Origin of the sequence: Chryseobacterium vaccae (genome assembly GCF_009602705.1) — a bacterium.
Classification (GTDB): Bacteria; Bacteroidota; Bacteroidia; order Flavobacteriales; family Weeksellaceae; genus Chryseobacterium; species Chryseobacterium vaccae.
Genome location: NZ_VSWH01000001.1, coordinates 4,413,902 through 4,437,783, shown reverse-complemented (window position 1 = coordinate 4,437,783; position 23,882 = coordinate 4,413,902). Strand labels below are relative to the sequence as shown.

General features: G+C 38.5%; 26 protein-coding genes, 1 pseudogene and 1 riboswitch. Of the genes and pseudogenes, 18 read left to right on the top strand and 9 right to left on the bottom strand.

Going from position 1 to position 23,882, the window contains the following annotated elements; all coding sequences use genetic code 11:
* Positions 1 to 197: 197 nt before the first annotated feature.
* The 3 genes from FW768_RS20350 to FW768_RS20340 form a co-directional block, all read right to left on the bottom strand.
* The gene (locus tag FW768_RS20350; RefSeq protein ID WP_062701183.1) at positions 198 to 641 is read right to left on the bottom strand and encodes a carboxymuconolactone decarboxylase family protein; all 444 of its coding nucleotides are present in this window, start codon (positions 639 to 641) and stop codon (positions 198 to 200) included.
* Positions 642 to 645: 4 nt separating this feature from the next.
* On the bottom strand, positions 646 to 1,074 hold the full coding sequence (locus tag FW768_RS20345) for a DoxX family protein (RefSeq protein WP_153398548.1): 429 nt from the start codon (positions 1,072 to 1,074) through the stop codon (positions 646 to 648).
* Between the two features lie 63 nt (positions 1,075 to 1,137).
* Entirely contained in the window at positions 1,138 to 1,710 is a 573-nt protein-coding gene (locus tag FW768_RS20340; protein ID WP_153398546.1) for a Crp/Fnr family transcriptional regulator, read from the bottom strand.
* A gap of 65 nt (positions 1,711 to 1,775) precedes the next feature.
* Here FW768_RS20340 and FW768_RS20335 point away from each other — a divergent pair, with 65 nt between their 5' ends.
* Complete coding sequence (locus FW768_RS20335; protein WP_153398544.1) at positions 1,776 to 2,141, top strand: DUF1304 domain-containing protein; 366 nt, start codon at positions 1,776 to 1,778, stop codon at positions 2,139 to 2,141.
* Between the two features lie 225 nt (positions 2,142 to 2,366).
* Here FW768_RS20335 and FW768_RS20330 read toward each other — a convergent pair whose 3' ends face one another.
* Together FW768_RS20330 and FW768_RS20325 are read right to left on the bottom strand one after the other, a co-directional pair.
* A complete protein-coding gene (locus FW768_RS20330) occupies positions 2,367 to 2,837 on the bottom strand; it encodes a cupin domain-containing protein (protein ID WP_153398542.1) in 471 nt (156 codons plus the stop codon).
* A 4-nt stretch (positions 2,838 to 2,841) separates the two neighbouring features.
* Positions 2,842 to 3,831 (bottom strand): NADP-dependent oxidoreductase, encoded by a 990-nt coding sequence (locus FW768_RS20325; RefSeq protein WP_153398540.1) that lies wholly within the window; start codon positions 3,829 to 3,831, stop codon positions 2,842 to 2,844.
* A 91-nt stretch (positions 3,832 to 3,922) separates the two neighbouring features.
* Between FW768_RS20325 and FW768_RS20320 the strand changes: the two genes are divergently transcribed.
* Positions 3,923 to 4,300, top strand: coding sequence for a winged helix-turn-helix transcriptional regulator (locus FW768_RS20320; RefSeq protein ID WP_153398538.1), 378 nt, complete (start codon positions 3,923 to 3,925; stop codon positions 4,298 to 4,300).
* Positions 4,301 to 4,551: 251 nt separating this feature from the next.
* On the opposite strand, the gene FW768_RS20315 is transcribed toward FW768_RS20320, so the two are convergent.
* Entirely contained in the window at positions 4,552 to 5,013 is a 462-nt protein-coding gene (locus FW768_RS20315) for a thioredoxin family protein (RefSeq protein WP_153398536.1), read from the bottom strand.
* Positions 5,010 to 7,076, bottom strand: a complete 2,067-nt coding sequence (locus FW768_RS20310; RefSeq protein WP_153398534.1) for a TonB-dependent receptor plug domain-containing protein — start codon at positions 7,074 to 7,076, stop codon at positions 5,010 to 5,012. Before FW768_RS20310 ends, FW768_RS20315 begins: the two co-directional genes overlap by 4 nt.
* 121 nt (positions 7,077 to 7,197) lie before the next feature.
* Here FW768_RS20310 and FW768_RS20305 point away from each other — a divergent pair, with 121 nt between their 5' ends.
* The 8 genes and pseudogenes from FW768_RS20305 to FW768_RS20270 all read left to right on the top strand — a co-directional run bounded on the left by FW768_RS20305 (position 7,198) and on the right by FW768_RS20270 (position 15,258).
* Positions 7,198 to 8,385 carry a homogentisate 1,2-dioxygenase gene (locus tag FW768_RS20305; RefSeq protein WP_153398532.1) on the top strand — a complete coding sequence of 396 codons (1,188 nt, stop codon included), beginning with the start codon at positions 7,198 to 7,200 and terminating at the stop codon, positions 8,383 to 8,385.
* Between the two features lie 26 nt (positions 8,386 to 8,411).
* Complete coding sequence (locus tag FW768_RS20300) at positions 8,412 to 9,683, top strand: acetyl-CoA hydrolase/transferase family protein (protein WP_153398530.1); 1,272 nt, start codon at positions 8,412 to 8,414, stop codon at positions 9,681 to 9,683.
* Between the two features lie 143 nt (positions 9,684 to 9,826).
* Entirely contained in the window at positions 9,827 to 10,618 is a 792-nt protein-coding gene (locus FW768_RS20295) for a hypothetical protein (protein WP_153398528.1), read from the top strand.
* A 237-nt stretch (positions 10,619 to 10,855) separates the two neighbouring features.
* Positions 10,856 to 11,986, top strand: a complete 1,131-nt coding sequence (gene hppD / locus FW768_RS20290) for a 4-hydroxyphenylpyruvate dioxygenase (protein ID WP_153398526.1) — start codon at positions 10,856 to 10,858, stop codon at positions 11,984 to 11,986.
* A 71-nt stretch (positions 11,987 to 12,057) separates the two neighbouring features.
* A complete protein-coding gene (locus FW768_RS20285) occupies positions 12,058 to 12,519 on the top strand; it encodes a hypothetical protein (RefSeq protein ID WP_153398524.1) in 462 nt (153 codons plus the stop codon).
* A 68-nt stretch (positions 12,520 to 12,587) separates the two neighbouring features.
* Positions 12,588 to 13,835, top strand: coding sequence for a fumarylacetoacetase (fahA, locus tag FW768_RS20280; RefSeq protein WP_153398522.1), 1,248 nt, complete (start codon positions 12,588 to 12,590; stop codon positions 13,833 to 13,835).
* A gap of 101 nt (positions 13,836 to 13,936) precedes the next feature.
* Positions 13,937 to 14,349 (top strand): annotated as a pseudogene (locus FW768_RS20275) (GxxExxY protein).
* An 87-nt stretch (positions 14,350 to 14,436) separates the two neighbouring features.
* Positions 14,437 to 15,258 carry a flavin reductase family protein gene (locus FW768_RS20270; protein ID WP_153398520.1) on the top strand — a complete coding sequence of 274 codons (822 nt, stop codon included), beginning with the start codon at positions 14,437 to 14,439 and terminating at the stop codon, positions 15,256 to 15,258.
* Positions 15,259 to 15,332: 74 nt separating this feature from the next.
* Here the strand turns inward: FW768_RS20270 and FW768_RS20265 are convergent, their stop codons facing one another.
* Both FW768_RS20265 and FW768_RS20260 read right to left on the bottom strand, forming a co-directional pair.
* On the bottom strand, positions 15,333 to 15,776 hold the full coding sequence (locus FW768_RS20265) for a hypothetical protein (protein ID WP_153398509.1): 444 nt from the start codon (positions 15,774 to 15,776) through the stop codon (positions 15,333 to 15,335).
* Positions 15,777 to 15,842: 66 nt separating this feature from the next.
* The gene (locus tag FW768_RS20260) at positions 15,843 to 16,685 is read right to left on the bottom strand and encodes an alpha/beta hydrolase family protein (protein ID WP_153398507.1); all 843 of its coding nucleotides are present in this window, start codon (positions 16,683 to 16,685) and stop codon (positions 15,843 to 15,845) included.
* Positions 16,686 to 16,759: 74 nt separating this feature from the next.
* Between FW768_RS20260 and FW768_RS20255 the strand changes: the two genes are divergently transcribed.
* From FW768_RS20255 to tenA, 8 genes are all read left to right on the top strand, one after another.
* Positions 16,760 to 18,013, top strand: a complete 1,254-nt coding sequence (locus FW768_RS20255) for a T9SS type A sorting domain-containing protein (RefSeq protein WP_153398505.1) — start codon at positions 16,760 to 16,762, stop codon at positions 18,011 to 18,013.
* Positions 18,014 to 18,028: 15 nt separating this feature from the next.
* Complete coding sequence (locus tag FW768_RS20250) at positions 18,029 to 18,802, top strand: HipA family kinase (protein ID WP_153398503.1); 774 nt, start codon at positions 18,029 to 18,031, stop codon at positions 18,800 to 18,802.
* On the top strand, positions 18,789 to 19,172 hold the full coding sequence (locus FW768_RS20245; RefSeq protein WP_153398500.1) for a DUF3037 domain-containing protein: 384 nt from the start codon (positions 18,789 to 18,791) through the stop codon (positions 19,170 to 19,172). The genes FW768_RS20250 and FW768_RS20245 overlap by 14 nt, the downstream gene beginning before the upstream one ends.
* A 24-nt stretch (positions 19,173 to 19,196) precedes the next feature.
* A complete protein-coding gene (locus tag FW768_RS20240; protein ID WP_153398498.1) occupies positions 19,197 to 20,231 on the top strand; it encodes an alpha/beta hydrolase in 1,035 nt (344 codons plus the stop codon).
* A 526-nt stretch (positions 20,232 to 20,757) separates the two neighbouring features.
* Positions 20,758 to 20,851, top strand: a riboswitch (TPP riboswitch).
* 66 nt (positions 20,852 to 20,917) lie between these two features.
* On the top strand, positions 20,918 to 21,715 hold the full coding sequence (gene thiM / locus FW768_RS20235; protein ID WP_185152016.1) for a hydroxyethylthiazole kinase: 798 nt from the start codon (positions 20,918 to 20,920) through the stop codon (positions 21,713 to 21,715).
* Positions 21,712 to 22,347: a thiamine phosphate synthase gene (gene thiE / locus FW768_RS20230; protein ID WP_153398496.1), complete on the top strand. Its 636-nt coding sequence runs from the start codon at positions 21,712 to 21,714 to the stop codon at positions 22,345 to 22,347. Before thiM ends, thiE begins: the two co-directional genes overlap by 4 nt.
* A complete protein-coding gene (gene thiD, locus FW768_RS20225) occupies positions 22,344 to 23,177 on the top strand; it encodes a bifunctional hydroxymethylpyrimidine kinase/phosphomethylpyrimidine kinase (protein WP_153398494.1) in 834 nt (277 codons plus the stop codon). Before thiE ends, thiD begins: the two co-directional genes overlap by 4 nt.
* Positions 23,164 to 23,814 carry a thiaminase II gene (tenA, locus tag FW768_RS20220; protein ID WP_153398492.1) on the top strand — a complete coding sequence of 217 codons (651 nt, stop codon included), beginning with the start codon at positions 23,164 to 23,166 and terminating at the stop codon, positions 23,812 to 23,814. The genes thiD and tenA overlap by 14 nt, the downstream gene beginning before the upstream one ends.
* The last annotated feature ends 68 nt before the right edge of the window (positions 23,815 to 23,882 follow it).

Genomic DNA, 23,882 nt, shown 5'->3' with positions numbered 1-23,882 from the left:
GATGGAAGCCTGAGGATGGAAGTACGATTGGACTATAAACAATGTATAACCATTCTGATTTAGTTTTTTAATAATTCAGTTTTTATAAACAGTACTGCAATTTCTACACAAACTACAAGAACTTCCCTCTCCCATCTTCCCTTCTATACCAAAAGAGCCTTTCAAAACTGAAAGGCTCTTTTGGTTTGATATAACTACTATTTCGGGATCTGCATATGCGTGCTCACCGCAATTCTGTTCCATCCATTGATTGTTACAATCGCCATAATGATTTGGGCAATCTGTGCATCATCAAAATACTGTTTTGCTTTCTGAAAAGTTTCTTCAGTAAGACCTTTATGACTGATCAGGGTGATTTCTTCAGTCATGGCAAGAAGTACCTGCTCTTCTTCTGTAAAGAAATCCTTTGCTTCTCTCCAGCCTTCAAGAATAAAAATCCTTTGAGGGTTTTCACCGTATTTGATGGCATCTTTCGCATGCATATCAAGACAGAAAGCACATCCGTTGATCTGTGAAGCTCTGATTTTGATTAATTCTTTTTGAATATGATTAAGTGAAATGTTTTGAAGATATCCTTCTAATCCTAACATCGCTTTATAAGCCGCTGCATCTACAGCAGCAATATTAATTCTTGTACTCATAATTTTATTTTTGGGTTAAATGATCTATGCTAAAAAAATATCTGGACTGTACGGCCAATAAAAACGCTCCGGCACTACCTACCCAGACTGAAAAATCAAGCGGAGCTTTAGGTCCAAGTGCTATGGTCATTGATAATGCAAAAACCAACAGCAGAAAACCTGATCCATAAGCTGCAATTCTGGTTTTCCATCCTAAAATAAGCATTACCGGGAAAAGAATCTCTAAAGTGGTAGCAGCATACGCAGAAGCTGTACTTAATGTCTCTGGAAGAAAAAAAGTTAGTTTTTGGGTATACTTTTCAAAATTTCCCCAGTTTCCCCATGCTGAATTTTCACCCCAGAACCCGAACCTGTCGGCCACCGCGGAAAGCATGGTCACGGAAATGGCAAGTCTTAAAAACAACTGCGGAATTTTATTTTTCTGGTCTGTCATTGTATTGGCTTTTAATCACATGACAAATTTCCGCTTTATAATCCGTAAAAATCTTAAACTGGTTTAAGAACGTAATTTTGCCCTGATTTCACTCAGATATTCCGGGGTAAGATTGAGAAAAGAAGCAATCAGATACTGAGGAATCCTTTGAATAAACCACGGATAAAGGGTACTGAAATGAATGTAAAGTTCTTCTCTGGACATTTCATAAAGATAACGGATCCTTCTCTCCGAAGCGGCATAAGCTCTCTGATAAATCATTCTGAAATAGCGTTCCATTAGCGGGTGTTTCTGAAGCAGAAGTTCCTGCTGCTGAAGATCAATAACAAGAATCGTGGAACGTTCCACAGCCTGAATAGAAAAATCCGACGAAATCTGTCTCTCATAGGCGAAAGTATCAGTAATCCACCAGTTTTCTATGGCAAATTCTGTGGTCTGCTCCGCCCCTTTCTCATTGATGAAGAACTTTCGTAAGCAGCCTTCCGCCACAAAATATATGCATCTGCAAATTTCTCCGTTAAGCATCAGCGTCTGCTTTTTCTTTACTTCGAGCACCTTGAAAAAAGAAAATACAGAGTCATATTCCTGATCTGTAATGGTAATAAATTTGTTTAAATGTCCTTTGAAAGTATCCATCTTTACAATTGAGTAACCAAACTTAACTTTATTTTTTTAGTTTTACAATGACAAAATATAAAATCATGGAACTCATTGCCAAAATTCTTATTGCTGTAGTTGCTTTAGAACATCTTTATATCCTGTGGATGGAAATGTTTGCCTGGGAAACCAAGGGAAAAGAAGTTTTTAAAGCCGCCCTGCCGCCGGAAATGTTTAAACCCACCAAAGGATTGGCCGCCAATCAAGGGCTTTATAACGGATTTCTTGCTGCCGGACTGATCTGGTCTTTTTTTATAGAAGATCCGAAATGGCAGACCAATATTGCCTTATTCTTTTTGGGATGTGTAGCTGTAGCAGGAATCTATGGTGCTATTTCCGCTACGAAGAAAATATTTTTTGTACAGGCTCTTCCGGCTATTTTAGCCATTATCGCGGTTCTCCTGAAATAATTTACTGAAAATCCCTGATTTTCTTGCGCCTTAAAAACGGAATAATAATTTAAAGCTTTTTGCGCCTTTTTGCGTTTCCCAACAAAAATATTGATTTAATATTCTCTCGCAGATCGAGCAGATTTTACAATATGGTTTTTCAAAACTTGCTTAAATGCAGTTCCCACGGATCACACAAATGACACGGTTTTTTTTCTGTGAAATCTGTGCAATTTGTGGAAAATATTAACCTTCCGCATCAATCAGAACAGCTAATTGAATACACGGCTGACCGGACCGGTTGCTCCAAGCATGGTTGGTACCTCTTTGGATCACAATATCTCCGGGTTTGAGTAAGGTTTCACCATCTTCCATAATAAGATAAAGTTCCCCGGAAAGGATGATGATATAATCTAAGGTTTGAGTTTGGTGCATCAGAGGATGAGGTTCACCTGGTTTCCATTCTGTGCCGAGATCTTTATCCGGCGGAATAACCACATACCGGAAATAAGTTCCGTTTTTCGGAGTTTGCGGAAATCCGGTATTAGGAATTGGCTGTTCAGATTCCAGTGAAGCGGGCATGGATTGAGAATTCCAAAGATCTGAAATAAAAAGTCCCGGTAAATGTTCAACAGTATTTTCTGATCTGCGGTCTTCTATGATCGCTGATTTTCCGTTTCTAATGCCTGTTACGATGCGTCTTGGTATTGTATTCATCTTTTTAATGCTGCATGATGAGTTTATGTCCCTGGGTCTGATTATTCTTTAAGATGGAATGGGCGGCCATCACAGTCTCCAGAGAAAGCGAACCTACAATTTTAATATTTGGAGGAGTGATACTTCCGTTTTCTATCATTTTTACGATTTCGTTCAGTCCGTTTTGATAGTATGAATAGGTTTTGGTCACACTGTAGGTGTAATTGGAAATATTCATAATCAGCGCTCCTTTATTAAATAAGGCTTCATGGGCATCTTTAGTTACAAGTGCCGTAACGTCCGTATAGACTCCGTTGATCTTTAAAAGGTCCGCAGTAATTTCAGACATATAGTTTCCGACAAGATCAATTCCTATGTCAAAAGGCTGACCGTCATTCGCATTCAAAAGATTTTCTTTAAGTTTTTCATCTTTATAGCTAATGATCTGATGATCTTTCAATCCTATTTTTAAAAGCATCTGTCTGTTTTCCTCGCTTCCGACAGTGGTCACAATTTTTTGATAACGATGAGCCACTAAAAGTTTAATTAAAAATGACCCTACCCCTCCTGCGGCTCCGGTTATAAGAATGCTGTCATCATAACTTGGGTTTAAACGTTTAAAGATCTGTAATGAAGTCAGACCGGTTGAAGGAATTGAGGCTGCCTGTTCAAAACTGATATTTTTAGGTTTGAAAGAAACGATGCCTTCGGGTACAGCAATGTATTCGGCATAAGAACCGTTACTTCCCATTGAGCCACTTCCGCAATAAACTTCGTCTCCAATATTGAATTGAGTGGCTTCAGCACCTTTCTCTACAATAATCCCTGACAATTCCCGGCCTAAGATGGGTGAACTGATGAGCTTTCTTTCCAGTTCATTTTCCAGCATCTGGTAGTCGATTGGATTGAAACCGCTGGCTTTGATCCGGATTAAGACTTCATGGCTCTTCGGAACAGGCTTTTCTGTGAAGGCGTCTTCAAGCTGAAAATTTTTGTTTAATATAACTGCTTTCATTGGGTTGATTTGATGCACAAATGTACCGACTGAATAGTTTATATTTGCTACTAGTTAACAATAGGTAACTAGTTACCTCAATGAAACTATTATGGCAAAAATCACTGAAAACGGAACGGAAAGAGAAGCTACCTGTACGGAAGAATTATTTGCGATGCGCGACAGTCTCGATGTTTTAGGCGGAAAATGGAAACTGATGATCCTGCGTTATTTAACCAACAGAACGGATCAGCAGATTCATTTTAAAAAGCTGGAACGTGGGATTGAAGGGATCTCTGCCAAGATGCTAAGCAAAGAATTAAGAGAACTGGAAACCAATCTTCTGATCACCAGAACGGTTCAGAACACTAAACCGGTAACCGTTACTTATGCGGTAACTGAATATGGCAAATCTGTTTTTCCGGTAACTGAAACCTTAGTGAACTGGGGAATCATCCACCGGGAGAAAATTAAACAATCAATGGGATAGTTTTTTATAAAATTAAGATTCCCACAAATGCAAAGTAAAAAATCTGTGTCATCTGTATGATCCGTGGGAACTTCCTTTGAAAAGCATACTTTAAAAATCTGCCAGATCTGCGTTATATGCGAGAGTATATCAAATCATTGTTTTTGTTGGAAAAACGCAAAAGACGCTAGGATTTTTAGATTATTATGCCGCTTTTAAGGCGCAAGAAAATCCATGATTTTTAGCAAATAATTTTTACGTTTTCAACAAACTTATAGCACTGAAATTTCCAGCAGCTTCTGTTTCATGATTTCAGGACGCATGGCACCTTCATGATAATACACCAGCTTCTGGTTCTTATCCAGAAAGATCCACAGCGGATACACCGGCTGCTTTTTATTTTTCGATAAAGCCAAAGCCAGCTCATGAATTCCGGAGTTGCCATTAGAAAGATAACCGAATTCCTTTCCTTGAAATTTTATCTTTTCTTTGGTCTTTTCAGCTTCAAAATTAATAAGGTAAAAGTTGTCATTGATTAATTTTATAGTCTCCTGATTCTTACTCAAACTGTGTTTTTCAATCTTACATACCGCACACCAGTCTGTATACAGGTGAATGATTATCGGCTTGGGATCTTTAAGCATTTCAGTTTCCAGATCAGAAAAAGTGCCTGTCTTCATCTGAGACAGATAAAAACAGGGCACTAACATTAAAAATAAAAATAAATTTTTCATTTCAGATTATATTTTATTCCGAGGAATCCTCTGATCCTCTGCATCGGAGCGTAACCATAAGCGGTATCAAAAGTATAATGATTAGGATTGTTCACCGGATCATCTGCGTACTTATCAAAAGGATCAAACGGGCGCATTAAAGGATCTTTTGGAGTAAAGTTGAACAGGTTTTTAACTCCGCAGTACACTTCAAATCCTGATTTAAAGCTTTTAGAAACCTGGATATTGGCCAGGGAATACAATGGTGAATATTCAGGACGGTAATCATCAGGAAGTACAGGTAACCTCATCGGTCCGTAGAACTGTCCTGTAAAATCTACCGTCAGATTATTCCTGAACTTATAGCTCAGATTATAAGTTCCACTCCATTTCGGAGCATGCAGCTGCTGTGATTTCTGTCCGGAATCAAATTTCTGATAGACATCCAGATAGGTTACCCCAAGATTCACGCTCAACGGAAAGCTGAAACTGAAATCCACATTCATTGAGGCTCCTCTTGAAATTCCGTATCCTTGTAGATTGTCGTAAATAATTTTATCAGGATCCGTATCAAAATCTCCTACGATCTTATTGCTGAAATACGTATAAAAGGCAGAAGCATCCAGCTGAATCAAACGATTCCCGACAGGAATCTTCCAGATATAGTTCAGATTTCCGTTAACTGATCTTTCCGGCTTAAGATCAGACTGAATCACTACTTCCCTCGATCCTGTAAGAGCCGCGTGATCTTCCGTAAACAAATTCACAACCCTGAAACCGGTTCCGAAATTGAAACGCAGGGTATGATAAGGATTCGGGGAAAATTTCCAGGCCAATCTTGGTGAGTGAACAGAATGATGGATCTTATCATAATCAAATCTGTATCCCAGAAGCAGCGTATGTTGATCGTTTATTTCCCACTGGTCCTGAACAAAAGCGCCCCAGATCGGAGATTTCATTGGTTCATTCGTCATTCCGTCTGCTGATAAGGTTCCTGGCGTATTATCATCATAAAATGTTCTTTTGAAAGTAAATCCGGCAGTCAGATCATGATTTTTAAGCTTTTTACTCCAATAAGTCTGTGCAAATGCTACTTTCTGAAGCGCATCAAACGGATTTGATCCGTAAAAGGAATTCTGATCATGGTAATTATAGGAAAACTGGGTAACTACATATTCCTTCAATGGCCATTGATACAGCCCAAAAACCTCTGCCCGGTTGGTATAAATACTTTCCCCATAGACTTCACCACTGCCGCGGTAAGACCTGTTCCATTGCATTTCTCCCCCAAAACGGTCTTCATAAAGGTATCTCATAGCAAAACTCGCCTGACGGTTTTCTTTCCTTTTAAAATTCCATTTATTAAAAACTGAAATTCTACTCTGTAATGCTGTATCGGTAAAATTATCGCCGTTCTGATCTATCTTTTCCTTAAAGCTGAAATAATTTAAACTTAAAAGTGATGAAGCATTCTTACCGGCATTGAATTTAAGGGCCAGATCAAGATTGTTTTCATTCCAGGTTGTAGTCATCAGGTCTACACTTAATTTCGGAGCGGTAAGGGCATTCTTTGTAATAATATTGATGACCCCGCCCATTGCTTCAGAACCATAGATGGAAGATGCAGGTCCTTTTACCACCTCAATCCTGTCGACAAGGCTGTTCGGAATACCGCTGAGACCATACACCGTGGAAAGTGAGCTTACAATCGGCATCCCATCAATCAGGATCATTGTATAAGGTCCTTCCAGACCATTGATATGAATATCTCCTGTGTTGCATACGGAGCAGTTCAGCTGAGGCTTTACTCCATTCACCATAGCAATTGATTCAAAGATACTTGGGGTAGGATTTTTCTGAAAAAATTTCTGAGTATAGATTTCTACTGCTACCGGGCTTTTTGATCTGCTTACCGGTTTTATGGTTCCCGTGATTACCACATCTTCAATATGACCTGTTTTGACATTCGGTTGTGAAACCGATGACGAATCTGTCTTCATCTTTTGAGGAATACTCAGACTGTCTGTTTCCTGGGCAAAGCAGTAGGAAGATAAAAAAGTAATAGAAAATAATATTCGCTTCATGAAATTAAAATTGTTAGACAAATCTAACAATTATTTTTGAAATACAAAACACTATGATAAATGTTGTTGAAACCAATTCACGAAAAATTAGTAAATTTGAGAAACGACATATAAAAGTAAAATGAGATATCATCAATCGGGAAGCATCCCACAAAAAAGGCATACCATATTTAAATCGCCGGAAGATAAATTCTATTACGAACAGCTTTTCGGAACGGAAGGTTTTCATGGAATTTCCTCTCTGCTTTACCATATTCATCGTCCTACGCAAATCAAATCCATAGGAGTACCAAAAGATGTTACCCCAAAAATTGCTGTAGAGAAAAATGTTGCTCCAAGAATGTTCAAAGGGATGAACGTAACTCCGGAAGATGATTTTATGGACAGCCGAAAAATTCTTCTGATGAACAATGACCTGAAGATGGGCCTTGCCAAACCGAGAAAATCCATGGATTATTTCTATAAAAATGCAGAATGCGATGAACTCCTGTATGTACATCAGGGAAATGGTATTCTGAAAACTTTTATAGGCGATCTTGAATTTGTTACAGGTGATTATCTTATTATTCCGAGAGGAACTATTTATCAGGTAGAATTACAGTCTGATGATACGGTATTTTTTGTGCTGGAAAGCCACTCTCCTATTTATACTCCAAAGCGCTACAGAAATGAATTCGGACAGCTTCTGGAACACTCTCCTTTCTGTGAAAGAGACATTATTGCTCCGGTTTTTAAAGAGCCAAAAGATGAAAAGGGAGAATTTTTAATTAAAGTAAAAAAGGAAAACCAGATTACAGATTTCATCTATGCAACCCATCCTTTTGATGTTGTAGGTTGGGACGGTTATTTTTATCCTTACAAATTCAATATCAAAAACTTTGAGCCGATTACCGGAAGAATTCATCAACCGCCACCGGTACACCAGAACTTCGAAGGCCACAATTTCGTAGTATGTTCGTTCTGTGCGAGAATGTATGATTACCATCCAATGGCTATTCCGGCTCCTTACAACCACTCCAATATCGACTCTGATGAGGTTCTTTTCTATACGGAAGGCGATTTCATGAGCCGTAACCATATTGATCTGATGGACTTCACCCTGCATCCGGGAGGAATTGTTCACGGACCTCACCCCGGCGCTATGGAAAGAAGCATCGGCAAAAAATTTACGGAAGAATATGCGGTAATGGTAGATCCTTTCCGTCCGTTGAAGATTACTGAAGAAGCTTTAAAAGTAGAAGATCCTTCCTATAAAACTTCCTGGCTGGAAGAAACTGACAAAACCATGGAAGACCGTTCTCAGGAATAAAAAATCATTCATAAAAAAATTTCACTATGTACAATTATATAAGTGCAGAAGAAGCTATATATACAATCAAAAGCGGAAACCGCGTATTTTTCCACGGAAGTGCATGTACTCCGAATTATCTTATTGACGAACTCGCAAGACAGGCGCACCGTCTGGAAAAAGTAGAAATGGTTTCCATTACCCAGCAGGGGAATGTGGAAATTGCAAAACCGCAATACAAAGACAACTTCTTTATCAACTCATTATTTGTCTCCACTCCGGTGCGTGATGCGGTAAATTCCGACAGAGGAGACTTTGTTCCTGTTTTTTTAAGTGAAATTCCTATTCTGTTCAGGAAAAATATCCTCCCTCTGGATGTGGCTCTGATAACTGTTTCACCTCCTGACAAACATGGATTCTGTACATTGGGAACTTCTGTAGATGTGGCAAGAGCAGCCGTAGATACTGCAAAGATCATCGTTGCAATAGTTAATCCTCTGATGCCGAGAACCCATGGTGACGGAATGATCCATATCAGCAGAATTCATAAACTGGTATGGCATGAAGAAGAACTTCCTACGGTAGATTACGGATCCAAAGTTGGTCCTGAAGAAATGTTGGTAGGAAAAAACGTTGCAGAGCTTATTGAAGACAAATCTACACTGCAAATGGGTATCGGAACCATTCCGGATGCCGTACTGAAGTGTCTGAACAACCATAAAGACCTGGGAGTTCACACGGAAATGCTTAGCGATGGTGTTATTGACCTGATTCAGAACGATGTGATCAACAATAAATATAAAGGCTACAACGATAATAAAACCATTACCAGCTTCTGCTTCGGAACCAGAAAACTCTATGATTATGTGGATGACAATACCGTTTTTGCATTCAGAGATGTAAGTGAGGTGAACTTCCCGATCAATATCATGAGAAATAAAAAAATGGTAGCCATCAACTCTGCCATTGAGATTGATCTTACGGGACAGGTATGTGCAGATTCTATTGGAACCATGCAGTACAGCGGAATCGGAGGACAAATGGACTTTATGAGAGGAGCTGCTCTGAGTGAAGATGGAAAACCGATTATTGCCATCACTTCAAGAACTAAAAAAGGGATTTCAAGAATTGTTCCTTTTCTTAAACAGGGGGCCGGAGTAGTTACCACAAGGGGGCACATTCACTATGTAGTGACCGAATATGGTACGGCTTATCTGTATGGTAAAAACCTGCGTCAGAGAGCCCAGGAACTCATTAGCATTGCCCACCCGGATGATAGGGAAATGCTGGAGAGGGCTGCCTTTGAGAGATTTAAATAACCAAAAAAATTCTGAAAGGTTTCTCTGCTATGGTATTTTTTGTTCCCCAGGCAGAGAAATTTTCCGGATAAGAATTAAACACACATCAAAAAACTTTAACATTTGGCAGTATTTTTGATTAAATCCTTTCAAAACCAAGGAAATTGAAAACGATATATAATTCGATAAGAGAAGAAGTTGTAAAGCATTCAAAAGTCAGGGATTCTGTTTTGGGGAATGTGAGTGAATGGAAGAGAAGCCATTATATCATCCTTTCCGAAATCATCAAAGATGAACTATCTGAAGCTGAGGAACTAAAAGGAGGGAAGAAATTTGAAATAGGAAACACAATTTCACATGTTACTCTGCAGCGTTTTTTTGAAAACGATTATCAGGACAAAACCCACAGCGATCTGAGATTTTTAAAAACCCTAGATAAAATCTGTATTTTTTTGGGATACAGAGATCTGAATGATTATACTTTATCAGTCAAAAAAAGAAATCAGGAAAAGAAAGAGACTGGCAGCCATGAATTTCTTACCCAATTAGTCTATGATTACTGTGCCACCACCTTTGAATTCTACAAACATTTTCCGACCCATAAGCCTGAGATTTTCAAGAATCTTGTCTTTGACGGATCTCCATTTTTAGAGAGAACCTCACAATTCAGCAAAGAACTTTGTGACAGGGATTTCCAGCTGGTAACCAAAAATAACCGCTCCAATTATGAGGTTTTTGATATTCATCTGGTGACTGACGAACCGGATAAAAAAATCCTGGAATCTCAGGAATTCTGGAATCTGCTTTTCAAAGCAGGTGAAACAGGTGAAGAACATTTTGTGAATCAACTGAATACCCAGATCTATTTTATCCGCAGAATAGACAATGTCTGGAAGATCTGGGATAATTACAATCCCGATGCAGGAAGACTCAACAGGAAAGTAGAACTTCTATAAAATAACGAAAGTCGTAGAGATTCTACGGCTTTCGTGTTTCGAAACATTTTTTTCCCACTTGTTTTTTGTGAATACAAATGTACATATCCCAACTTCAGAATAAGAAACTTAAATATACTTAAATGAACTTTTCTTTAACTTTATGTTAAGTAAATCCAAGGATTACCTATTAATATTTTCGCTATTACTCAGAATTTTGTAATTTGCATACCATTAAAATAAAAGTAAAAAGAAAATATGTCAACACTTACATTTGCCGAAAAAATTGCTCAAGCTGAGAATTTTCTGCCGATCAACGGTACGGATTACATTGAGTTTTATGTAGGAAATGCGAAACAGGCTGCCCATTATTACAAAACCGCTTTCGGTTTTCAGTCTGTAGCATATGCGGGTCCTGAAACAGGAGTGAGAGACCGTGCTTCTTATGTTCTTCAACAGGGAAAAATAAGATTGGTACTGACTACCGGTCTTAAATCTGAATCCCCAATCAATGAACATGTAAAAAAACACGGTGACGGAGTAAAGATTTTGGCACTTTGGGTAGACGACGCTTATGCAGCTTTCGAAGAAACTACTAAAAGAGGAGGAAAACCTTATTTAGAGCCTGTAACTTTAAATGACGAGCATGGTGAAGTAAGAATGTCCGGAATCTATACATACGGAGAAACTGTTCACATGTTTGTGGAAAGAAAAAATTATAACGGTGCTTTCATGCCCGGATACGAGAAATGGGAAAGTGCTTACAAGCCTGAAGAAGCCGGTTTATTGTATGTAGACCACTGCGTAGGAAACGTAGACTGGAACAGAATGATCCCTACCGTAGAATGGTACGAAAAAGTAATGGGATTTGTAAACATCCTTTCTTTTGATGACAAGCAGATCAACACAGAATATTCTGCATTGATGTCTAAAGTAATGTCCAACGGAAACGGATATGCTAAATTCCCGATCAACGAGCCTGCAGAAGGTAAAAAGAAATCTCAGGTAGAAGAGTATCTTGATTTCTATGAAGGTGAAGGTGTACAGCACATTGCTGTGGCAACAAAAGACATCATCCATACAGTAACAGAATTAAAAAAACGTGGTGTAGAGTTCCTTTCTGCTCCGCCGGAAGCATATTACGATATGGTTCCTGAAAGAGTAGGTCATATTGATGAAGATCTTAAAAAACTACAGGAACTTGGCATCCTTATTGACCATGATGAAGAAGGATATCTGCTTCAGATCTTTACAAAGCCTGTAGAAGACCGTCCTACCCTGTTCTTCGAAATTATTGAAAGACACGGTGCACAGAGTTTTGGTGCCGGAAACTTCAAAGCATTATTCGAAGCTCTGGAAAGAGAACAGGAAAGAAGAGGTAATCTTTAATTTAACAATATAATTACAAAGTTTTGTCAGAATGAAAAGTTCTGGCAAAACTTTTTTATAAAACACAGTACATGAAGAAATTTTTTATCGGAGTTTTATTTCTGGGAACATTAGGCCTTAAAGCGCAATATGGAACCATCAATGAAATTCTCAACAGACTTGAAGAAAGAAAAGGTATCAACCAGCATCTTGAAAATGTAAATATTGACAATAAGAAGTTCGTCTTCATTAAGGATGCAGCGGACCATACGGAAAGGGATTTTATCATTATTAAAGGAAATCAGGCTACCTATGTAGAGGTTTTTGATGACAAAGCTACCGGAGAAAGCAGTTCCAATGTCTTTTCCGGTGATATCGTCAGAAAAAAAAATATCGTTTCCTTGCGGGCAGATATGCTTGAAAACACAAAAGTTCCGATCCCCGTAACCAAAACTCTGCTGCTGACTAAACAGAAAGACATTCTGTATCTTATTGACATTAACACCAAAGACCGCTGGATTGACGAAGAGTCCTATTCGAAAAAGAAGAAATAAACTTCCCTCATGGCAGGAAAATAAACCGATACTGTTATTTTCTTACACCTTAATTTAAATCCAAACTTATGAAATCATTTGTAGACTATTCCCCGAATTCGGACTTCTCTATACATAATATTCCTTTCGGAGTAACTGTTTTTAACAAAGAATATATCGGATGCTGTACCAGAATCGGAGATCAGATCGTTGATCTTGCAACACTGTATGATCTAGGTTATTTTGAAGATATTGAAGGCTTAGACGATAATGTGTTTGAAGCCTATACCCTGAACGAATTTATTGAGCTGGGAAAACCGGTTACCAATGCGGTTCGTACCAGAATTCAGGAACTTCTTCAGGAAGGTTCTGCTTTATCTAAAGATCAAAAAACCATTGAAGATGCTTTCTACGATCTTGATAAGGTAAAAATGATGATGCCTGTACACATTCCGAATTACACGGATTTCTACAGCAGCATTGAACACGCTACCAATGTAGGTAAAATGCTCCGCGATCCTGCCAACGCCCTTCTTCCTAACTGGAAACATCTTCCGGTAGGTTATCACGGGAGAGCTTCCTCTATCGTAGTTTCAGGAACAGATATCAATCGTCCTAAAGGCCAAACAAAACCTGCAGATGCTGATAAACCTGTTTTCGGACCATGTAAACAGCTTGATTTTGAACTGGAAATGGCGTTCATCGTCAGCAAAAATACCGAGATGGGTGAAAGTATTTCCACAAAAGATGCTGAAGATGCCATCTTCGGAATGGTGGTTTTCAACGACTGGTCCGCAAGAGATATTCAGGCATGGGAATATGTTCCGCTTGGACCTTTCCTTGCTAAAAACTTCGGTTCATCCATTTCCCCATGGGTAGTAACCCTTGAGGCTTTAGAACCATTCAGAACCGCTTCTCCTGTACAGGATCCTGAAGTATTGGATTATCTGAAAATTGAAGGAGATAAAAATTACGACATCAATCTTGAAGTATACCTCCAGCCTGAAAACGGTGAAGAAAACCTGATCTGCGAAAGCAACTACAAACATATGTACTGGAGCATGACCCAGCAGCTGGCACACCACACCATAAACGGATGTAACATAGAAGTGGGTGATATGTATGCCAGCGGTACTATTTCTGGAAGCGATCCTAAATCTTTCGGTTCTATGATGGAATTAACATGGAGAGGTCAGAATCCTTTATCATTAAAAGACGGCCAGGAAAGAAAATTCATCGAGGACAACGATACCGTTATTATGAAAGCCTGGGCTGAAAAAGATGGTGTGAGAGTAGGATTTGGTGAAGTAAGCGGGAAAATTATTCCAACGGTATAACTTTCTAAAACACTTTAGTATTTTTAAGTTACATGATAATGGTAAATTTAAGTTCACTTTAGTTTTTTTGAAAATCTACGATTTTCAATTCTATTTTAAATATGATTACACAAAAATTGATTAATGAACTATCGTATAAAATAATAGGAGCCTGTATTGAAGTTCATAAGCTGGCCGGACCTGGTTTATATGAAGAAGTGTATCATCAATGTTTAGAAAAAGAGTTTAATCTGTTAGGTATAAAATACCAAAGTGAACTTGAGATTCCATTCTCATATAAAGGAACTCATATCAATTGTAAGCTAAATGTGATTTTTTGATTGAAGAATTAATTGTTTTGGAGTTAAAATCAGTTGCTGAAATTCATCAGATCCATAAAGCACAAACAATAAATTATATGAATCTTTTAAAAGCGCCACGAGCTATACTAGTTAATTTCAATGTTACCAATCTTTATCATGAAGGATGTGAATCTTTCGCATCAAAAGTATTTAAAGAACTTCCAAAAGAATGAAAATCGTAGATTTTCAAACTTAAGTGTACTTCAATAAACAGCTTCAGAAATAACTAAAATAACTCTTAAGTGTTAAAAAATAAAAAAATGAAAACAGTAATCCCCTCTGAAATAACCTCCGTTCAGCTGCAGACCATTATGCAGACTGCTGTATCACCACGCCCTATTGCATTGGCTTCTACAGTTGATAAGGATGGAAATATCAACTTATCTCCATTCAGTTTTTTCAATATGTTCAGTACGGTTCCTCCGGTATTGATTTTCTCACCTTCAAGAAGAGTGCGTGACAATACCACGAAACATACCCTGGAAAATGTTCTTCAAGTTCCGGAAGTTGTGATTGGAACCGTTAACTTTCCTATTGTACAGCAAATTTCATTAGCTTCTACAGAATATGAAACAGGAGTAAATGAGTTTGTGAAGTCTGGTCTCACGATGAAAGATGCAGACCTGGTGAAACCAAAACTGATTGAAGAATGCCCGGTTAACTTTGAATGTAAAGTTTTAGAAGTAAAATCTCTGGGAGATCAGGGCGGAGCCGGAAATCTGGTGATCTGTGAAGTTCAGAAAATCCATATCAGGGAAGAATATTTAAATGAAGCAGGAAATCTTGACCAGGCAAAACTGGATATGGTAGCGAGATTAGGAAGCAACTGGTATTCCAGAAGCAATGAAAACAGCCTTTTTGAGGTTCCGAAACCTCTGGTGACCAAAGGAATCGGTTTTGATCTTCTGCCGGATGCCATCAAATACAGCAAAGTATTTACAGGAAATGATCTTGGAATGCTTGCCAATACAGAAGTACTTCCTGCCGGAGATTTCCATGCGGATGAAAATATCCATTCTGATGCCCAGAAATTACTGCTGGAAAGCAAAATTGAAGAAGCCTGGAAAATCTTAATCAGGTAATCAGAATGAATTAAAATATGAAAAAGGAGTGAAAGTTCATTTTCACTCCTTTTTTATCAAAAAATAGAAACTTATTATCTTGTTTTCAGTTCTTCACTGACTTCTATTTTGCCTTTTTCAGCATACTCTTTCACTTTGCCGTCTCTGTCTATTAGAACATTCAGGTTATCATTTTTAGCATCAAAATAAATAAATGCATAATATCCCGGACAATTATGCTGCATACATCCGTTGGCTCTGTATACTTCATTTTCCGCTTTAATAGGGCTTACAACATTGAAATTTTTAACCATTTCATCATAATCGGCTCCCATAAGCTTTTTAAGTCTGTCGGTTAATTCTTTGTCCTCAAAGAGGTTAATATCAGTCGGATATTTGCCTACGTTCTTAGTCAGGATATTTTGTGCCAGTACAACTTCCTTAACGGTTTCAGCAGGAGCTGTTTTAGGTACCTCTTTTTTACATGAAACAGCGGCCAGCAATGAAAATGCGGCAACGCATACCATTAATTTTTTCATAATTACTTTTAATAGGGTGATTACTATTTTTTAGCGTATCGCTTCAAACTTTGTTCCAGACAAGTTTTATTTTATATTTTTTTGGATAAATTCAATACATTTTTCTGTAACGGTATTCAGGTGTTCCGGAAGTCTGTTTTCTATCCACGGTTCTTTTGATCCGAAAGTATGATTTGCATTTTCTACTAAAAAGAGTTCAGAATTCGGGTTGAGAATATGAAGATGTTCAGCATTTTTCACACTCACACTTTCATCATCTGTTCCATGGATAACCAGCACGTAGGCTTTTGCCATTTCAGTTGCTCTTTCCACATCAAAACGGTGAATATTCTGTTCAAAGTTTTCATAAAACTGATAGTAATGAGGCATCTCCTGTCTGGTACGCCCGTTCAGGACATAATACACTCCGTTTTTCTTCCAGCTTTCAAGAGCCTCATCTTTCGGGAAGCGTTCCAGAGTATCTACACTGGCAAGGGTAATCAGCCCGTTGATCCTCTCATCTTCATACGTTTTAATAATAGAAATCCCTCCTCCCCTGCTATGACCGATCAGAATGATCTTCTGATCATCAACTTTAGGATGATGACTAAAATAATCGATAACCACCCCTAAATCGGAAAGTTCTTTAGAATAATTATTATTTCCGAAGGCTTCCAGGTCAGCAAAATTACGGGGGTCATCTACCGTTGTACCGTTATGGGAAAAATTAAATTTCACAAAGAAAAAACCGGCTTCCGCGAACTTTTCAGCCATAAGCCTCCAGGCTCCCCAATCTTTATAGCCTTTATAACCATGAACAAAAATGACCAGCGGTAGTTTTGCATCGGTTTCAGAATAAAAAGCATCAGCCAGAAATGTCTTAGTATCGGGATTTTCCAGCTTTATATTAAAGTCTTTTATCAATTTCATAAATAAACATTTGATTTACTGTATTATATTTTGAATAACAGTTATATTTGTAATATCCACTCTAAATTAAATATATGAAAAAAACACTACTCTTTTTATTTTTAATTTCATTTTCATTCATCTTCAGTCAAACCGTAAAACGAGTTTTCTTTGTAGGAAACAGCTATACGTACACCAATAATCTGCCGGAGCTGGTAAAATTGATCGCAGCTTCTACCGGAGATGGCTTAGCCTACGAAAGCCACGCAATAGGCGGATCCCGACTGAAACAGCATGCACAAAATCCGGACGTTACTTCAGTAATCAACCAGGGAAACTGGGATTATGTAGTCTTGCAGGAGCAAAGCCAGATTCCTTCTTTCCCTAATTCATACATCCAAAATGAAATGTTTCCCTATGCAAAGCAGCTTGCAGAACTGATAAAAAGTACCAATGCCTGCGGAAATCCCATATTTTTTATGACATGGGGCTACAAAAGCGGAGATGCAACCAATTGTGCCAATGGTAATACAGCGGTATGTACTTATGAAGGGATGGATGATCTGATCTCTACCCGATATACAGAAATGGCCAGCCTTAATGAAAGCCTTATTTCTCCCGTTGGAAAAGTCTGGAGAATGATCCGACAGCAGCATCCGGAAATGGAACTTTATTCTTCAGACGGATCACACCCAAGCTATTTAGGTTCAATGGCAGCAGCTTATACTTTCTATACCCTGATATTTAAGAAAGATCCCGAACTTGCCTCTTTCAATGGAAACCTTACTACTATGGAATCGCAGGCTATAAAAAGTATTGTAAAAAATATCGTTTTCAATGGATTGGATACATGGTTGGTCAGTACCAATGATGTTCCTACACGGTTTACCCACACTATATCCGGAAATTCCGTACAGTTCACCAATCAAACACAAAATGCAACGTCTTTTCTATGGAATTTCGGAGACGGAACGATTTCAACATTGGAAAACCCTCAACATACCTATACTTCTACTGGCAATTATCAGGTGAGTCTCACCACCAATGCATGCAATAAAAGCTCAATAAAAACTAAACCTGTAGCTATTCAGACGCTTGGAACAAAAGAACAGAATATACCTTCCATTCATATTTACCCTAATCCGGTACAGGATTTCATCAACATTGATACCTATGGGAAAATTTCAATGATCTCATTGACAGATGCTGCAGGACGGATGCTTCGTTACAAACTTGAAAAAACGGTTTCAGGATATACTATTCCTTTGAATCATCTTTCCTCCGGAATGTATCTGCTAAAATATAAAGCGGGAGAAACGGAATTCACTAAAAAGATTCTGAAAAAATAACCTTATTTTTGCTGAATGCTGGATTTAAGAACAGTAACCGTAATGCGTTACATCCTTCCCCTGAGGGAAGGCGGCTCTCTTCCTGCTTTGGCAGAAGCTGACGATGATTTTAAATATGTACTGAAATTCCGTGGTGCCGGCCATGGAGTAAAAATGCTGATCTCCGAACTTTTGGGCGGAAAGATCACAGAAGCTTTAGGGCTGAAGATCCCTGAACTGGTACTGGTTAACCTGGATGTAGATTTCGGAAGAACGGAAGCCGATGAGGAAATCCAGGATCTTTTGAAATTTTCAGAAGGCCTGAATCTGGGGCTTCATTATCTTTCCGGTTCTATTACCTATGACCCCAGTGTGAAGATCGATCCGCTTCTGGCCTCTAAAATTGTATGGCTGGATGCATTTATTACGAATATAGACAGAACATTCCGAAATACCAATCTCATGATGTGGCATAAAGAACTCTGGGTGATAGACAACGGAGCTTCTTTTTACTTCCACCACTCATGGCAGAATTTTGATGCAGCAGCCAAGACACCGTTTAAGTATGTAAAAGATCATGTACTGCTCCCACAAGCCAAAATGCTGGATGAAGCAGATGCATTTGCCCATACTGTATTGAATGATACTCTTTTCAGAGACATCGTCAATCTGATCCCTGAAGACTGGCTGCATTGGGATGATGCTGATGAAACTCCTGAAGAGATCCGTGAAATCTATTTCCAGTTCCTGAAAACCAGACTGGAAAATTCCCCAATCTTTGTAAACGAAGCCAAAAATGCAAGAGGATAAAATATACGAATACGCCGTGATACGACTGGTGCCTAAAGTTGAAAGGGAAGAATTTTTCAATATCGGGCTGGTAATGTTTTCTAAAAAAGAGAAGTTCATCCGTGTGGAATTCTACCTGTGTCCTGATAAATTCAAACTGATGCACAGCAAACTCGATTATGAAGATATTATCCACAATCTGGAAAGTTTCAAAAAAATTGCTGAAGGCGGCAAAGACGGCGGACCTATTGCCCTTCTGGACATTCCTGAACGTTTCCGCTGGCTGACGGCTGTGAGAAGCTCTGTTCTACAGACTTCCAGACCACATCCCGGAAAATCCAAAGATCTGGAGACCACCTTTGGTAAGCTTTTTGAGGAGTTAGTAAAATAACACATTCCTTAAAAAAAGTTTATTATGTATTCAAGAATTAATAACATATCACTTTACAGGTTTTTTACAAACCTGTTTTTTATTTTATTTTTAAGTTTTTCACAGTCTTTTTTTGCGCAGACTTTTTCACAATCTCCAATTCAGGCTCCGCGCGTAAAGAGTTCCCTGCTTCCGGAAATAGCATCGGTTTCCGAAGATATTGTATACAAAACCAATAGAAAAGGAAGTCCTGTTGCTCTGGATCTTTATGTTCCTAAAAATACTTTCACAGAACGGTTTCCGGTTTTAATCTACGTTCACGGAGGTGGATGGATAGAAGGTGATAAAATGATCCTTGCCGATGATTATGTTGAAAATACCATTAAAAAACTGATCGCCAGACAATATGCAGTGATCAGTATCAACTATACGCTCCTGAATGATAACACTCATTTCCCTTTACCATTAGAAGATACTAAAGATGCCGTAAGATGGGTCAGGAAAAATGCGGAGAAATATAATTTTGACGTCAATAACATCGGACTTTTCGGAGCTTCAGCAGGAGCTCATCTTTCACTGCTTGCGGCCTATACTCCTGATAACACTTATATCGGCAGCCCGGAACTTTCATCTTATTCTGCAAAAGTGAATTATGTGATCGATCATTATGGTCCGGCAGATCTTAATAAACTTTTTCATACCAGTGCGGGTACTATTCCGGTTTCTATCATCGGAATGATCTCTAAAAAGATCATCAGCCTGCAGCAGAATCTGGTAAAAGGACTTTCAGGATATGATATCAACAAAGATCAGCAAAAAGCCATAGAATACTTAAAAACCATATCGCCTGTTAATTTCGTTTCTGATGGAGTTCCTACTTTGATTGTACAGGGAAATAAGGATACGGTAGTTCCTTTAAGCCAGTCTAAAAAGCTGCATAGGAAATTGAAAAGAGCAAAAGTTCAGACGTCTTTAATCGTCATTAATAATGGTGTACACAGTTTTTCCACAACTGATAAAGCCTATCTGGACCAAATGGTAGATCAGATGGTAGATTTTATTGTTTCCCAGAAGAAATAATGCACTGAAGGGCTTCTTAAAAGTTTTTATTTCCCACAGATCCCACAAATTTCACAGATGCTTGTGCTTTTAAAACTCAAAGATTGAGCAAGTTTTCTGTTGGCTTAACGCAATGGCACAAAGATTTTAATTATTATAATGTTTTTAGGGCGCAAGAAAATCAAAGATTTTAAGCTATCTTTTTCAGTTGTGTTCAATTATTTATGAATTAAAACAGCCGAAGGTTAATCCACAGCTTCATCGAACCAACGCAGTTGATTCTACTCTTTGCCTCCTGAAATATGCAGTATCAAAAATAATCTTTGCGTGAAAGAAAAATTTTAACCAATCTATTTTATTTTTCTGATAAAGCAGATTACGCAGATTTTTTTGTCCTGTTGAATTAACAGGATTCGTTGAAGGCTAAAGTTTTCATCTTCTATTTTTTTAATTGAGATCAGTTTTTATTGAAAAGGACTGGATACTCCTGAAAGAAAGGAAAATGCATTGCCAGTTTTTTGCCTGCTCTGATAATTTTTATACATTTGTCTTGCTTTAGGGGTATTCTGAAAAAGAATTGAGAGAGTCCCTTTGAACCTGATACGGCTTACACCGACGTAGGGAAAAGCAAAAATACATTGCCCGCAGTGTATCTTTTGTCTGGATTTCTCCTGAAGCTATTTTTTATTTTATTCTAAATGATAACAATGGAAAAAATACTTTGGGAACAGGTACAGCTTGTCAGACAAAAATCTCCTCTGGTTCACAGCATTACCAATTATGTCGTTATGAACAATACAGCCAATGCTCTTTTGGCTGCAGGAGCTTCCCCCATTATGGCGCACGCAAAATCTGAGATCCGCGAAATGGTTAATATTGTCCATTCCGTAGTTATTAATATCGGGACCCTTGATGAATACTGGACAGAATCTATGCTCATCGCTGCTGAAACCGCCCATTCCATCAATAAACCATGGATTCTGGATCCTGTAGGAGCCGGAGCTACTTCATATAGGGATGATGTTTTACAACAGCTTTTACAATATCAACCTTCGGTAATCAGAGGGAATGCTTCTGAGATCATTGCTCTTGCAAAGGCTAATACTACAATAACAAAAGGAGTAGACAGTACCGCACAAAGCAATGAAGCTGTACACGCAGCACAGATTCTCGCAGAACAATATCATACAACAGTCTGTATTTCCGGGGAAACAGATATTATTTTAAACGGAAAACAGGAAATTCATATCAAAAACGGACATCCGATGATGACCAAAGTAACGGGTCTCGGCTGTTCTGCCAGTGCATTAACAGGTGCTTTTGCTGGGATTCAGGAAGATAAGGCCATCGCCACCGCTGCGGCAATGGCATTGCTGGGTATATCGGGAGAACTGGCTGTCCGGGAAAGTAAAGGTCCTGGAAGTCTTCAGGTCAATCTTTTGGATAAATTGTACAACATTACTGAAGAAGAATTTTTCAGCCATATAAAAATTGAACAGAAATGAGCCTTTCTTCTTTTCCTTATCAGCTATATCTGGTTATTTCCGAGGCAGACTGTGCCGGAAAAAATTTTCTTGAAGTAGCTGAGCAGGCCATTCTTGGAGGGGTTGATGTTATGCAGCTGAGAGAAAAAAACAGCAGCACTGCTTCATTTCTTAAGAAAGCACAGCAGCTTATTGAAATTACAGAAAAATACAATATTCCGCTCATCATTAATGATAATATTGAAGTAGCGGAAAAAGTAAACGCAGCTGGAATTCATGTAGGTAACAGTGATGCCTCACCTGTTTATCTGAGACGACAGCCTCTCATTCAGAATAAAATGATCGGTTACTCTATTGAATACCTTTCACAGCTTGAAAACGAACAGACTTCAGTGTCTGATTACTTAGGAATAAGCCCTGTCTTTAAAACCTCAACCAAAACGGATACCATAACGGAATGGGGACTTGAAGGAGTGGCAAAGATCAGAAACCTTACTGATAAACCATTGGTTGCCATCGGTAATATTCATCTGAGAAATGCAAGAGAAGTTATCAACGCCGGTGCGGACTGCATTGCTGTTGTTTCTGCGATTTGCAGTGCTCCCCATCCTCAAAAGGCAGCCTATGAATTAAAAAATGAAATTTTAAAATGAAAAAATATAAATACCCATCCGTATTGACGATTGCCGGATTTGACGGAAGCGGCGGTGCAGGCATTCAGGCTGATATTAAAACAGCTTCTGCTTTAGGCTGCTTTTCCACATCGGTACTAACTGCTTTACCGGTACAGAATACACAGGGAGTAAGAAAAATATATCCTGTTCCTGTAGAAGCGGTGGCAGATCAGATCGAAGCCATTCTTGATGATATTTTCCCTGATGCTATTAAAATCGGAATGGTTCATACTCCTCAATTGGTGGAAACCATTGTCTCTACTTTAGCCAAATATAAAAAAACACCCCTTGTATTTGATCCTGTCATGGTAGCTACAAGCGGACACCGTTTGATTGAGAAAGAGACCATCACCGCCATCATTGAAAAACTTTTTCCGATAGCAGATGTTATCACTCCGAATATGGATGAAGCCGCAATTCTGGCTGATACGTCTGTTCATACCCTTGAAGATTTATACATGGCAGGGGAAAAGATCAAAAAGCTGGGTTGTAAAAGCATTCTTCTTAAAGGCGGACATCAGGAAACCTCAACGATAACTTCATTGTATTACGATGAAAATGAACAGTATCGTTCTTTTGAAACGGTAAAATTCGACACCAATAACACCCACGGTTCCGGTTGTACCCTGTCCTCTGCCATCGCTGCCTATCTTGCGCAGGGTAAAACTTTGTATGATGCCGTTTCTTTGGGACAACAGTATGTATATCAGGCTATAGAAAACGGAAAAGATGTACAAACCGGCTTTGGAAATGGTCCGCTGAATCACTTTTTTAATCCTCAAAAACTTATCAAAAATGAAATGGTCTGAACACACCTGGCAGGTTATAGAAGAACGGTATCAATCTATTCTGGATATGCCTTTTATTAAAGAATTATCAAACGGTACCCTTCCTCAGGAAAAGTTCCGCTTTTATATGGCTCAGGATTCTTTATATCTTGAACACTTTGGGCGGACACTTTCATTAATTGCTGCAAAAATTCAGGATATTCATGAAGTACTGGCTTTCATGAGGTTTGCTGAAAATGCTATTGTGGTAGAAAATGCCTTACATGAATCTTATTTCGTGGATTTTGGCGTTACGGATAAAGGTATTTTACAGCCTGCCTGCCATCATTATATCCATTTTCTGAGAAGCACTGCCGCTCTGGAAGCTATAGAAGTGGCTATTGCTGCAGTATTGCCCTGTTTCTGGATTTACAGGGAAGTCGGGAATTATATTTTAAGCCTGCCTAAGACCAATCATAATCCTTACCAGAAGTGGATTGATACTTATGGCGGTGATGAATTTTCCGTGGCTGTAGATCATGCTATCGCGATTTGTGATAAAGCTGCTAAAAACAGTACGGAGGAAACCCGGAAAAAAATGACCGAAGCATTTGTCATGTCATCAAGAATGGAGTTTCATTTCTGGGAAGCTGCCTATAATTTGAAAATGTGGAAATAATTCAGAGAAAATATCTGGATTCCAGATTACAAAACAAACAGGTCCTCAAAAGGGACCTGTTTTAATAA